A 14,135-nucleotide genomic window follows, 5' to 3' on the forward strand; every position below is an offset into this window, starting at 1 on the left:
AGATAAAAGAAGAAGTGGCGTAATTAGAGTTCCTGTACGACATCACAAGGTAGGAGGGTTGAGGGTTCGAGTGCTCAATTCATATAGATATCGTGTAATTTTTGTATTCTATTTTTTTAGTTAAAATATCCTCTATAGAAGATTATTTCTTTTTTTATTATAATTGTTTCATGATATTTCCTGGGCAACTATTTCGTTCGTACAACTTTTCTAAAGCCCATATTTTTTGTGTAAATAACAATATTAGTAATAATTATTTGCTGTAATATTCAACTTTATTTGTTGCGTATTATAAAATTAAAAAACATTTTGAAATAAAATATAAACCTTGATACAGCAACGACTACACTGTACCAAGGTTTATTTTTGATGTCACAACATTTTATATATTTAAGAAAACTATATTTGTAAATTGTGACAGTATTGGTTTAACTCACTGTTGGTTTGGAATAAAGTTTGATTAAAAAATATCCCTCAATCCTTATCTAATAGCAACTTCAAAAACTCCATTTTGAAAAAAGATTGATCAAAATGAAGTTACTCTTTTTAGATAAGTATGAGATTTTTATAAAAAAGTTTGACCATTTTCCAGCTATGTTGTTCAATAATCGCGCACGATTATTTAATATTATAGCTTAAATCTTATTCAAGATAAGCCCCTTTACTTTAAGTCAATTTTGAGCAAGAAGTACTCATAAAAAAAACGCCATCCTTTCTGTAAATTCTACAAAAAGAATAAAGTTTTTTTCTGTTTGGAGGTATCCGAATGTTTTAACTTGAGAGGATAAGGACGAACTTCTATATATCAGGCGTGGTAACTAATCTACAATATCTACTGTTACATGCATATCATTGTAATCGCCATCACCAGCATCTTCAAACCCGAAGTTAAGATCATGTCCGCCACTGTTTGGACGTTCTTGCAAAGCACTTTGGATCCACGGTAAACTGCCCGAAGGTTCACCTCTTTTATGCCACCCAGAAACTATAAATGACTGATTTATACCCGTATTATTTTCGGGGGTAGAGAAATCGCTAAGGGATCTACGATAATTGCCTTTTTCAATAAGTAATGCTTCTGAACCCTCTGGATATATACACACAGCATTCTCCCAATTAGCATCAGCAGAAAAAGTAAAATTAGCACGCTTACCAGGTGGAACTATTACCTTTCCAACTTGGTTATTCATTAATGGATTACTTCTATCAGGACCAAAACCCATATAAATTCTCCTTTCTTTGTGTATTCACTTTAGTATGACTCGTGAAACTTTCCGTATGCATAGTAATAATCACCATACATTTTTTACATTTTCTTTTAAAATGTAACGTGAATATCCTATTTTCTTTTATAGGTGTGTTCAACAATCTGGTTCTTTAACGGAATAATCTTTTCACGATAAAAACACCCCTTTAGATAAAGGGGCATCCAAAGGGGGCGAAGCTTCGCAACATTTTAATAAACGTCGTGACTTTGTTTTAAACATCGCATCTTTTTTACAAACATCGCGACTTTATTTTAAATTCAAACTTCATGATGGTGAAATTCTTTGTACAAAGATTGGTGTAGGTGAGGATTCAAAAAATAAAGGCTTATTTTGGGCTGGTAACGCTGTTAATAAAGCTGTTAAGTTAAGTGATAAAGCTAAATCACCTGATCACATACTTATATCTGAATACGTATATAATAACTTAACAGATAAGGTTAAGTATGTTGAAAGAGAAAATTCAAATGGAACGAAGTATAAACAAGATATGTGGACTAAAGTTGCTTTAGATTTTACTTACAATGGAACGTTTGAAAATTATTATAAGACCAGCTATCATTGGACATTCACTTACCTTTAAGAATGAAACAGTAAATTATAGTGAGCATTGCATTTTAATTTATTTAAAAAGAGGACTAATAACTGTTAATAAACAGTTATTAGTCCTCTTTTTTCCCATACAGTTTTACATCACTACTAGGTTGTGTATGTCACGATTGAGTTGTGTACATCACGATTGAGTTGTATATGGACAAACTCACAGAACCTTAGCTCTAAGCCCTACTCCACCGTCACTGATTTCGCTAAGTTACGAGGTTTATCAACGTCACAACGACGATGTAGTGCCGCATAGTAGCTAATTAACTGTAATGGCACAACTGAAACAAGTGGTGTTAAGTATTCGTTAACATGCGGAATAACTAGACGGTCGCCGTCTTCGTCTACGCCAGCCATAGCGATAATGCATGGGTATGCTCCACGTGCAGCTACCTCTTTGACATTGCCGCGAATATTTAAGGCTACCGCTTCTTGTGTAACAAGGGCGAATACTGGTGTGCCTTCTTCAATTAAAGCAATTGTACCGTGTTTTAGTTCGCCACCTGCAAAACCTTCCGCTTGAATATATGAAATTTCTTTTAGTTTTAAAGCACCTTCAAGGCTTACACAGAAGTCGATATTACGACCAATGAAGAAAGCATTGCGTGCAATTTTTAAGTAGTCCTCTGCGATGTCTTCTAATACATCTTTTGCATCAATAATTGTTTGAATACCGTTGGCCGCAATTGCAAGCTCTTGTTTTAAATCAAATTCTAAGCCTTTACCGCTTGCTTTTGCTGTCACATATGCTGCTAGTGCAAGTACTGCCACCTGCGCTACATATGCTTTTGTTGAAGCTACAGCGATTTCAGGACCTGCATGTAATAATAGTGTATAATCTGCTTCACGTGATAGCGTTGAACCTGGTACGTTTGTAATCGTTAATGTTGGATACCCAAGCTCTTTAATTTTCACAAGTACTTGGCGGCTATCCGCTGTTTCACCTGATTGGGTAATAAAGATAAATAGCGGTTTTTCTGAAAGTAGTGGCATATTATAACCAAACTCACTTGAAATATGCACTTCTACTGGAATACCAGCCATTTTCTCGAAATATTGTTTACCGATTAAACCTGCATGGTAACTTGTGCCGGCAGCAATAATGTATAATCGATCGGCAGCTTGCAATGCTTGTAAAATAGCTGCATCAATTGTTAAATCGCCATTTTCGCCTTCGTATGCTTGAATAATTTTACGGATAACGGTTGGCTGTTCATCCATCTCTTTTAACATATAGTGAGGGTACGTACCTTTTTCAATATCGCTCATATCAAGCTCTGCTGTGTAAGGTGCACGCTCAACTACTGTGCCATCTAATTTTGTAATTTGCACACTACCTTTGTGCACGATAACGACTTCTTTATCGTGTAATTCCACAAATTGATCAGTTACTTGTAGCATTGCCATCGCATCCGATGCAACTACATTGAAACCATCGCCTACACCTACAAGAAGAGGTGATTTGTTTTTCGCCACAAAAATTGTATCAGCCGCTTCAGCATCTAATAATGCTAGTGCATAAGAGCCGTGTAGTAGAGATAATGTTTTGCGGAATGCCTCTGCTGTTTGCAGTCCATCTTTCACAAATAGCTCCACTAATTGCACGATTACTTCTGTATCCGTGTCAGATTTCATTGGGATGCCTTTTAAGTATGTTTTTTGTAATAAATGATAGTTTTCAATCACACCATTATGCACAATCGTAAAACGACCTGATGCGCTTTGATGAGGGTGCGCGTTTAAACGGTTAGGTACTCCGTGCGTTGCCCAACGTGTATGACCGATTCCAACCTTAGCCGCTACATCTTCGTCTACTGCTCCACGTAAATCAGCGATACGACCTTTTTCCTTGAAGATTGTTACGCCTTCTTCGTTGCGTACAGCAATACCTGCTGAGTCATAGCCACGGTACTCTAGCTTCTCTAAACCTTTTAATAAAATTTCCTTAGCATCTGATTCCCCAATATATCCTACAATTCCACACATATTATATTTCCTCCGATATTGTCATATTAACGCAATGACAAACTAGACCTCAGCCTATCGAATTTTTTCGGTGGGCGTAAACAGTGCCGCTTATTTTCAAATTGAAAATAAACATACTTATGCGCGCACGTCCTCAGACTATTTCAGCTATCTAAAATAGTGCTTTGCTCGATACGTGAAGTTTTCCTATTTATCTATTGCTCTACTTATACCTTCTCCATTTTCTGTACATTCAATCACTCAAATGCTTTCAAAATGAAAAATGACAATCGGGTATGTCGATCGGGAGGCATCCGCCGAATTTTCGATAAACCTCCACCTCGTCTGCTGAAGATGTCTTCGTCCAATTTCTTCAGCTCAGGCGCTATAATTGTTTTCCGATTTTTGTGCTACCTTTCCTCCTTTAGCACTTGCTTAGCGGACAAGGTTACCCAAGCCGTCAGCTTCTCCATAATACTCAATCATATGCTATTCGTCAAATTTTCGTTATTAAAAATAACCCTTAGCTACTCTTTTTGTGACAAACTACAAAGTGTAAGATGAAAAATGCCAGCATGATTGTATAACAATAGCAAAATGGCTGGGACAAAAGAGAAAAAGTGTTAGATTGACCACCATCAATCTAACACTTTTTTGCTCTGCAGTTGTTATCCGCTTCGGCGGTGCTTTCCGCTCAGCACAGTAAGCCACAACCATCGCTAACTTGTAGAATGCCCGCGTCTTACGCTGTGTGCGTTCTGAGCAGGAGTCACCGCCTTTGCTACCAACAACTAGTTTTTCTTTTTTATTTATAAGCGATAATTTATCAACACCAATGTACCACTATTTAAGATTTTAAGGTTATGTCCCAGCCTCTAAAAAAGAACGGCGACTAGCTCTCTTTGCTTGCAAGTAATTTCACAATTTCTCGGTTAAAAGCTGGTAAATCTTTTGGTGTACGACTTGTTACTAATTGCTTTTGGCAAACAAATACTTCTTCGTCATGGAAAATAGCACCTGCATTTTCCAAGTCTACTTGTATGGATTTATAGCCTGTTGCATCACGTCCATTTAATGTTTTAGCTGTAATCAGTAGTTGTGGCCCGTGACAAATTGCAAAGGTTGGCTTCATGTCATCCATAAACGTTTTGACGAAGGCTACAATGCGATCATCTGCACGTAAAATATCCGGTGAAAAGCCACCTGGAATAAACAGTGCATCAAACTCTGAAGCATGAACTTCCTCGATTCCCTTATCAATTTTTACTTTTTCACCATGTTTACCTTCAACTTCTTTTCCTGCTTCAATGTCAATTGTAATGACCTGATGCCCAGCAGCTTCTAATGCTGCCTTTGGACTTGTATACTCCACGTCTTCAAACATATCTGTTATTACTGTTGCAATTTTAGCCATATAAATTAAACACCCCTTGTTTATTGTGATGTTTTATACTTCCCTCCCTCCACTATTTCAAACATAAAAAAACGATCTCCCAATGATGAGAGATCGCGTAATTTATAATTATTCTGTTAAACCCATTTCCGTACGTACTACATTGGCAATACGTTCTACATAAATTTCGCAGTCCGTTTCTGTAGCAGCTTCCACCATTACACGCACAAGCGGCTCAGTGCCAGAAGGACGTACTAAAATACGACCGTTTCCAGCCATATCTGATTCAACTTCTGCTATTACAGCTGCAACCTTAGCATTTTCCGTCACTGCATGCTTGTCTGTTACACGTACATTGACTAATCGTTGCGGGAAGATAGTCATTTCTGCTGCAAGCTCTGATAACTTTTTGCCAGTAGCTTTCATAATACTAACAAGTTGAATACCTGTTAGCAAGCCATCACCTGTTGTATTAAAGTCTAAGAACACAATATGACCAGATTGCTCTCCGCCAAGATTGTATTCATTGGCACGCATTTCTTCTACAACGTAACGATCGCCTACAGCCGTTTGTACGCTGTGCATACCGTTTTCTTCAACAGCCTTGTAGAAGCCCATATTACTCATCACTGTTGAGACAATCGTTTGCTTTTTCAAACGACCAACCGCATTTAAATGTTTACCAATGATAAACATAATTTGGTCACCGTCAACAATTTTACCTTTTTCGTCTACTGCAATAAGGCGATCGCCATCTCCATCAAACGCTAAACCAACATCTGCACCTTTTTCAGTTACAAATGCAGCAAGACCTTCTGGATGTGTTGAACCAACACCGTCATTAATGTTCAGACCTGTTGGGGAAGCACCCATAGTTGAAATGTCTGCTTCTAAGTCGGCAAATAAATGAGTTGCTAATGATGATGTTGCACCATGTGCGCAATCTAGCGCTACATGAATACCATCAAATTCTTCATCTACCGTTTGCTTTAAGTATTGAATATACTTTTGTCCACCTTCGAAGTAGTCACTTACAATGCCTAGGTCTGCACCGATTGGACGTGGTAATGTATCTTCTTGTGCATCAAGAATGGCTTCAATTTCTGCTTCTTGTGCATCAGTTAACTTGAAACCATCGGGACCAAAAAATTTAATGCCATTGTCGGCTACTGGGTTATGTGAAGCTGAAATCATGACGCCTGCATCTGCACTCATAATTCGGGAAAGATAAGCAACACCTGGTGTAGAAATTACACCAAGACGCATTACCTCTACGCCGATTGATAAAAGCCCAGCTACTAGTGCACCTTCAAGCATTTCGCCTGAAATACGTGTGTCACGACCAATTAATACCTTTGGACGCCCTGTTGCATCCTTTGTTAAAACATAGCCACCTACACGGCCAAGTTTAAATGCAAACTCCGGTGTTAATTCACTATTCGCGACGCCACGGACGCCATCTGTTCCAAAATATTTACCCATTCTAATTGTTCTCTCCTTCAATGCAAGACGACCGCATCATGCTTATTTCCTGCGGACAATCGGACGGCTCGTCTGCTTACTTTTGGAAAAGTCTATTTTCATTCATCTACTAGTATTTAGGCCTCTTTAAATCACTTTCAGAGGCTCTAAGGCAAAAAGATGTTGCTACTCAAGTGTCGTACATTCACTATAACTGAAATATACAAGCGCTAACAATGTTAACTTGAGCTCTTATGTTCGTCAGCAATTTCGCTTTGCTGGATCACACAATTTGTAGAGACAGGAAATCTCATATATGAATCAAGTTAAAATTATAGTCAGTTATTGTTTAAGAATCAATATCTTCTGTTACAGGTTCAGGATTTGTCTCTTCAGGATTGGCGATAGTTTCCTTTTCTACCTGATCTACTTGATCTACCTTTTCGGCTTTCTCTGCCTTTGTAACATTCGCTTTAATTTTAACTTTCTGTTGAGATACTTTAGTCGCACCCTCCGGTAATTTCACATCAAATTCATACGTTTTGGATTCCGTAATTTTTGATAAATCCACTTCAACAGGTACTTCGGTTAAAACATCAATTATGGATTTCTTGCCAAATAGCCTTAAGCTAGTAGTATCAAGGGTTAATTGATTAATGGTAACCCCTTCTGCTGGTTTGCCCGTTTCCTTTATCGTAACAGGAAGTTCTTTGCTATATTCAGCAATATCTACCCGTACCTTAACCTGTTCTGGTTCTATTATCACATCTAATTTATTTAAATCGCGATCTAATACTTTAACAGCTGCTTCTTGAGAGAAAGGCTGTTTCAAGCCTTGTTCACCTGTTACAGTCGCTTTCACATAGCTAATGCTCTCAATAGCACTTTTTGCTCCCGTTACAAACACTGTTGCTGGGTTAGCAGACATTCCTTTTAAGTAATATCCTTCATCTATTAAACGATTATTCATTTCCGGATCTACACGGAACTCCTGCGTGACTTTTTCCTCTATATTTACATTCACTTTTGCTGGGTCTAGCGTCACTTGCAACTTATCAGAAATATTTTCGTATTGTAATTCTACGTTATGCTCACCAATTAATAAATCATTTAAATTTACAAATACAGAGAAATCTTTCACCGCTTTTGTCCGTAAAACGATTTGCATTGGTCCTTTAATCGTGACATTAACAGTTTTCGGTATACCCGTTACAATCAGACTATCATCATCATAATAAACATCAACGGGTACATCTCGAATCACTTCCATTTGTACATTCGTTGTCGATTTATTTGAAGAGGATAACTCAGTCCGAACAGAGAAAAATAGTAAGCAAGCTAGAAAAAGCGCAATGATTCGCAATACCCATGGGCTATCCATCATTTTATCCATTCTTTTTCCCCCTCCAAGTCAACTTAGAGGCTGCATTCGATTCTTGTGCTGATCCGAACCACATCTTGCGTAACAGTGTTTCGAATTCCTCTAGAGAAAGATTGCGATGTAGATTTCCATTTAACGTAATACTTATAGCTCCCGTTTCCTCTGATACGACAATCGTAATCGCATCCGTTACTTCACTAAGCCCAAGAGCTGCACGATGTCGTGTACCAAGTTCCTTTGAAATAAACGGACTTTCAGAAAGCGGTAAATAGCAAGCTGCGGCTGTAACCTTGTCTTTCTGCATAATGACTGCACCATCATGCAATGGTGTATTCGGTATAAAAATGTTAATAAGCAATTCAGAAGAAACTTCTGCATTTAGACCTATTCCCGTTTCAATATATTCATTTAAGCCTGTGTCTTTTTCTATAGAAATTAATGCGCCAATCCGGCGTTTTGCCATATAGCTAACCGACTTCTTCATGGCCTCAATTAGTCTTGTTTGCTCTTCTTCTTCTTGACTTGTCGAACGTTGGAAAAGCTTTCCTCGTCCAATTTGTTCTAGACCTCGTCGTATTTCTGGTTGGAAGATGATAATGATTGCCAAGAAACCAAACTCGATTACTTGCTTTAGCATCCACCCCAAAGTTTCTAACCCTAAAAAGTCTGTTGCGATACGTGCAATAATTATGACGAAAATGCCTTTTAATAGTTGGACAGCTTTCGTCCCTTTAATGAGGGTTAAAATTTTATAAACAACGTACCAAACGAGCAGTACATCTATGAAGTTAATAGCAATATTCACTGGTGTTAAATCCGTGAATTGTTCGATAATTTGCACGTGGCATCCCCCACTTTTCATTGCGAATCCATACACATTTAAGTATAGCATATTCTTTTCAAATGTAACTTTTTTCAAATGAAAAGTCTACCCATATGAGTAGACTTTTCATTCTCTACCGTGCACTACCATGTAGGACGTATAGAGTTCTATTTAGTTTCTTTTTCCTCAAATGTCATTGCAGCCTTAACTGAATTTTTGATGGTATACCATAACCATTCAAATGCTTCGTCAATTTCCTCGATATTGCCTGAAACGACTGCTGAAGATGCCATATACTGACCGTTAATAATCGTTACATTGCCATCTACTTCACCCTCAACAATTAAGTCGCCATTTTTGACGACGATATCGCCTTTTACGACCTCTCCTTCTGGAACAATAACCGTTTGTCCTTCTACAACGAGATTTGGTTGTTTAGAGACCGAGAAGTTTTGATCATCCATGAAACTACCTAATAAAGTAGCACTCATAAATAAACAGAAAACTGCTGCTGCCACAAAGAACGGATGACGACGAATCCATTTTTGCATACCTACACGACTTTTGGGTTTCGGTAAACGCGCCATCACCGCAGCTTCGAAATCCGGAGGTGCTGTAATATGGGAAGCACTCTTCACAAAGGCGATCGTTTCACTCAATTCTTGCATCAATTGCTTGCAATCACCGCATGATTGCAAATGTTGTTTTAACTCTTGCTCATGCTCACGACTAATGTCACCGTCTAAATAATCATGCATATAGTCAATAATATGCTCTGGACAAATATTCATGACGCTCCCCCTCCTACAGATTGTTTAATTGCTTTCGTAATGCTTCGCGTCCGCGGTGAATTCTCGTTTTCACTGTCCCAAGAGGCATATCCAAAATTTCACTGATTTCCTGTAATGATAATTCTTCGATATATTTCAATACTATAACTGAACGATATTTATCCGGCAATCGTCCAATCTCATATTGAATACGATCTTGTAGCTCCATCTGCTCTAACTGTTCCTCTGGTAGTTGGTCATCTGCTGCAATCTGTGAGTACATATCGAGTCCTTCTGTACCAGCTACCTCCGCATCTAAATAATAATCCGGCTTTTTCTTTCTTATACGGTCTATGCAGAGGTTCGTCGCAATGCGATAAAGCCACGTCGAAAATTTTCTTTTTTGATCAAAAGTATGCAAGTTCATATAAGCGCGAACAAATGCTTCTTGTGCAATATCCTCAGATTCTTGCTTGTTTCCTAACATTCGGTAGCATACTTGGTACAGTTTGTGCTGATAGAGACTCACAATATCGGCAAATGCGTTTTGATCGCCTTTAAGCACTTGTTTTATTCTCTTATTTACTAACGCATCCATTGTGTTTACTTCTCCACCTTTACAACTGTCTTATACTATACGACCCGACTATAAGAAAAGTTTCAATTTATATTCAATTATAACAAAAGTTTTTTAAACGATGTGACGATAAACAATTTTTTCACAATTTACATTAAACTAGTGTCTCACCAAACAAAGAACCTATTAATGCCACTGCTACATCTGCCGTTTTATTTTTCTCGTCTAGTATAGGATTCACCTCAACAAATTCAGCAGATGTTAGCATCCCTGATTCTTGTAGCATTTCCATTGCTAAATGACTTTCTCGATACGATATACCACCAGGCACCGGCGTTCCCACTCCTGGTGTATAAAGCGGATCTAGACCATCTAAATCTAATGATAAATGTAAGCCGTCTACTTTCCGTTCTTGTAAGTAAGCGATTGCATCTTCCATCACACGTGTCATACCAAGTCGATCAATTTCATGCATTGTATAGACTTTAATACCTTGTTGACGAATTAACTCACGCTCCCCCGGATCTACTGAACGTGCCCCGATAATAATGACATTTTCAGGCTTAACCTTTGGGGCATAATTACGAATTTTCACAAGACGTTCATGACCCAGCCCAATACTAACCGCAAGTGGCATGCCGTGAATATTACCAGATGGTGTTGTTTCAGGTGTATTCAAATCAGCATGTGCATCAAACCAAATAACACCTAGGTTTTGGAAGTGCTCACCCAGTCCTGCCAGCGTACCGATTGCAATACTATGATCGCCACCAAATACAAGCGGGAATTTTTTTTGCTCTAACACTTCATGTACTTGGTTAGCTAATGTAGTACTGATATCTATAACTTCCTCTAAATTTAATAGCTGTTTATCAATTTCTTTACTATCATGCTTTTGGCTAACAAGTATATCTCCCTGATCATGTACTTCGTGTCCGATTGCCTCTAATCGTTCTACAACGCCCGCATATCGAATTGCACTTGGTCCCATGTCAACCCCTCTTCGTGTTTGACCGTAATCGGTTGGTACTCCAATAATTGATACTTGTTGTTTATTCATGTTTTTATACCCCCTTTTGGTGATAAGACTATTGTAAAGCCTACAATACACTTGGCTCAACCCAACAAAAAACCGTATATTTATTCATTTAATAAAAAAAAAATCTCCTGCTGTTTTCAGCAAGAGATTAGTATCTGTAGTTAATGTTACACTTTTGAATTTAATATATAGAAAAGTGAGCCATGAAGGACTCGAACCTTCGACCCTCTGATTAAAAGTCAGATGCTCTACCAACTGAGCTAATGGCTCATAAAAGAAAAATGGCTGGGGTACTAGGATTCGAACCTAGGCATGACGGAATCAAAATCCGTTGCCTTACCGCTTGGCTATACCCCATTCATTTGAATAAATAAAACTGGTGGAGGGGGACGGATTCGAACCGCCGAACCCTAAGGAGCGGATTTACAGTCCGCCGCGTTTAGCCACTTCGCTACCCCTCCGAAAAAAACACTATATGGTGGAGGATGACGGGCTCGAACCGCCGACCCTCTGCTTGTAAGGCAGATGCTCTCCCAGCTGAGCTAATCCTCCATAGAAACAGGTGTTATTTCTTCACAGTTTATTTATCTTTTTAAGCCTATGCATTACTACGATGCTTTAAAAATGGTGACCCCTACGGGATTCGAACCCGTGTTACCGCCGTGAAAGGGCGGTGTCTTAACCGCTTGACCAAGGGGCCATTTACTATGTCTCAAACAAGACAAGTTTTATATTAACATCATTTTCGTTTTGATGCAAGTATTTTTTAAAAATTTCTTTTCAAAATTATAAATTAGTTAAAAAAGTGCAAAAAAATGGCTCCGAAGGCAGGACTCGAACCTGCGACAACCTGATTAACAGTCAGGTGCTACTACCAACTGAGCTACTTCGGAACAATACTATTTAATTTGGTTTTAACAACCTCTTAAGTACATTTATTATTATAGCAAGCATTCTAAATTATGCAATACTTTTTCAACAAAATTTTTTAATTTATTGCATAATTTTCGAATTCACGTCAATCTAACCCCGATAGTTCTCTATTAAATCTAATATTTCTATTTAATGTATCAAATATTCTTGCTGTATATTATTGTAATTGATAAAATATAAATAGTTTTACGAATTTTCTATTAAATTTGTTTTGGGGAGGAATGTTCATATGGTAACAAAGGATTTAATTGCACCAGAACTTTACAACATCACGGAGGAATTAGAGAAATTCTCCCAAGATAGTGATCGCCAAGCTATAAGATGGTTGGATGCACAACAAAACCGACGCACAATTTCTTATGCCGATCTTATTCAAAAAATGAATCAATACGCGAATGCTTTTACGGAGAGAGGATTACAAAAAGGGGATCGTGTTTTAGTCATTATTCCACGCCTACCAGAAGCTTATTTTGTTTTCCTTGGCTGTTTAAAAGCAGGTATCGTTCCGATCTCTTGTTCAGAGATGTTACGCGCAAGTGATTTAGAATATCGTATGGAACACGCTTCTGCAACCGCTGTTATTGCCTACGAAGCATTTACTAGTGAAGTAGATAAAATTACTTCTTCCGTAGCAGCCTTAGATAATAAATTAGTAATTGGCAACGCTACGCACAATTGGGTGTCTTTAGATGCATTAGCTGATAAGCAACCTACAAGCTTTACAGCCGTTGCGACAAAACGGGATGATATGGCATTTCTTTCTTATACTTCAGGCACAACGGGTAAACCTAAAGGGGTGGTTCACTCTCATGGCTGGGGCTATGCACATATTCGAACAGCTGCTTCCAAATGGCTTTGTGTACGTGAAGGGGACTTAGTATGGGCTACAGCAGCACCTGGCTGGCAAAAATGGATTTGGAGTCCATTTTTATCGACAATTATGTTAGGAGCAACTGCTTTTGTCTATCATGGTAGTTTTGAACCTCATACTTATCTTCAGCTTCTGCAGGACGAAAAAGTCAATGTGCTTTGTTGCACGCCGACAGAATATCGTATTATGGCAAAGATTGATAATCTTAAAGATTACAACTTAGCTGCATTAAGAAGTGCTGTTTCTGCAGGTGAGCCACTAAATCGTCCAGTTATCGAAACATTTATGAACAATTTCGGTCTGAAAGTACGAGATGGTTATGGACAAACGGAAAATACATTATTAATAGGTACGCTTGAAAACACAGAGTTACGACCTGGTTCGATGGGTGTTCCTACACCTGGAAATATTGTACGTATTATAGACCATGAAGGGAATGAAGCACCTGTAGGAGAAGTTGGAGACATCGCTGTTCATAAATCATCACCTGCCTTATTCAAGGAGTATTACCGTGAGCCTGAACGCACGCAAGCTGCCTTTAGAGGTGAGTGGTATATTACAGGTGACCAAGCAAAATGCGATGAGGATGGATACTTCTGGTTTGAAGGACGTGGAGATGACATTATTATCTCATCAGGCTATACAATTGGACCATTCGAAGTGGAAGATGCTTTAAATAAACACGAGGCTGTACAAGAATGTGCAGTTGTTGCAGCACCGGATGAAATTAGAGGCCATATTGTAAAAGCGTTTGTAATCTTACGTGAGGGCTTTAGAGGGCGTGATGAGGACGAATTAATAAAAGAGCTTCAGGAGCACGTTAAAGCACTAACAGCACCTTATAAATACCCTCGTAGTATTGTCTTTTTAGATGAGCTTCCAAAGACAACATCGGGCAAAATTCGTCGTATTGAATTACGTGCGACTACTGTTTAAAAAACAATTTTGGAGACATTTCACGCATTATGGTGAAATGTCTCCAATTCTTTTTCTATAGTCAGTTTTATATTTTAAAGAAATAAAAAAAGCCACTACTGAGTGTATCAGCAGCGACTTT

General features: G+C 38.3%; 10 protein-coding genes and 6 tRNA genes. 1 reads left to right on the top strand and 15 read right to left on the bottom strand.

The features are described 5' to 3' along the window. Positions 1-818: 818 nt before the first annotated feature. From MKY08_RS21190 to MKY08_RS21260, 15 genes are all read right to left on the bottom strand, one after another. Positions 819-1,223, bottom strand: coding sequence for a hypothetical protein (locus MKY08_RS21190; protein ID WP_069508272.1), 405 nt, complete (start codon positions 1,221-1,223; stop codon positions 819-821). 825 nt (positions 1,224-2,048) lie between these two features. After that, on the bottom strand, positions 2,049-3,851 hold the full coding sequence (glmS, locus tag MKY08_RS21195) for a glutamine--fructose-6-phosphate transaminase (isomerizing) (RefSeq protein ID WP_069508274.1): 1,803 nt from the start codon (positions 3,849-3,851) through the stop codon (positions 2,049-2,051). Between the two features lie 871 nt (positions 3,852-4,722). Next, positions 4,723-5,244 carry a type 1 glutamine amidotransferase domain-containing protein gene (locus MKY08_RS21200; protein WP_069508276.1) on the bottom strand — a complete coding sequence of 174 codons (522 nt, stop codon included), beginning with the start codon at positions 5,242-5,244 and terminating at the stop codon, positions 4,723-4,725. A 108-nt stretch (positions 5,245-5,352) separates the two neighbouring features. Then, the gene (glmM, locus tag MKY08_RS21205) at positions 5,353-6,705 is read right to left on the bottom strand and encodes a phosphoglucosamine mutase (protein WP_024364060.1); all 1,353 of its coding nucleotides are present in this window, start codon (positions 6,703-6,705) and stop codon (positions 5,353-5,355) included. Positions 6,706-7,033: 328 nt separating this feature from the next. Then, entirely contained in the window at positions 7,034-8,077 is a 1,044-nt protein-coding gene (locus tag MKY08_RS21210) for a CdaR family protein (protein ID WP_069508277.1), read from the bottom strand. Continuing rightward, positions 8,070-8,906, bottom strand: a complete 837-nt coding sequence (gene cdaA, locus MKY08_RS21215; protein ID WP_103977773.1) for a diadenylate cyclase CdaA — start codon at positions 8,904-8,906, stop codon at positions 8,070-8,072. The genes MKY08_RS21210 and cdaA overlap by 8 nt, the downstream gene beginning before the upstream one ends. Before the next feature lie 149 nt (positions 8,907-9,055). After that, a complete protein-coding gene (locus MKY08_RS21220) occupies positions 9,056-9,679 on the bottom strand; it encodes an anti-sigma factor (protein ID WP_069508279.1) in 624 nt (207 codons plus the stop codon). A 13-nt stretch (positions 9,680-9,692) separates the two neighbouring features. Beyond that, positions 9,693-10,256, bottom strand: a complete 564-nt coding sequence (gene sigW, locus MKY08_RS21225; protein WP_004225410.1) for an RNA polymerase sigma factor SigW — start codon at positions 10,254-10,256, stop codon at positions 9,693-9,695. A gap of 133 nt (positions 10,257-10,389) precedes the next feature. Beyond that, positions 10,390-11,295, bottom strand: a complete 906-nt coding sequence (rocF, locus tag MKY08_RS21230) for an arginase (protein ID WP_069508281.1) — start codon at positions 11,293-11,295, stop codon at positions 10,390-10,392. Between the two features lie 176 nt (positions 11,296-11,471). Further along, positions 11,472-11,544, bottom strand: a tRNA-Lys gene (locus MKY08_RS21235). 12 nt (positions 11,545-11,556) lie between these two features. Then, positions 11,557-11,631 (bottom strand) — tRNA-Gln (locus MKY08_RS21240). A gap of 20 nt (positions 11,632-11,651) precedes the next feature. Continuing rightward, positions 11,652-11,735, bottom strand: a tRNA-Tyr gene (locus tag MKY08_RS21245). A gap of 15 nt (positions 11,736-11,750) precedes the next feature. Beyond that, positions 11,751-11,826: transfer RNA gene (locus MKY08_RS21250), tRNA-Val, on the bottom strand. Between the two features lie 73 nt (positions 11,827-11,899). Further along, a tRNA-Glu gene (locus tag MKY08_RS21255) sits at positions 11,900-11,974 on the bottom strand. A 116-nt stretch (positions 11,975-12,090) separates the two neighbouring features. Continuing rightward, a tRNA-Asn gene (locus MKY08_RS21260) sits at positions 12,091-12,167 on the bottom strand. A gap of 269 nt (positions 12,168-12,436) precedes the next feature. Between MKY08_RS21260 and MKY08_RS21265 the strand changes: the two genes are divergently transcribed. Next, complete coding sequence (locus MKY08_RS21265; protein WP_069512200.1) at positions 12,437-14,014, top strand: AMP-binding protein; 1,578 nt, start codon at positions 12,437-12,439, stop codon at positions 14,012-14,014. Positions 14,015-14,135: the final 121 nt, after the last annotated feature.

The sequence above is a fragment of the Lysinibacillus sp. FSL M8-0337 genome (assembly GCF_038593855.1).
GTDB lineage: Bacteria > Bacillota > Bacilli > Bacillales_A > Planococcaceae > Lysinibacillus > Lysinibacillus sphaericus_D.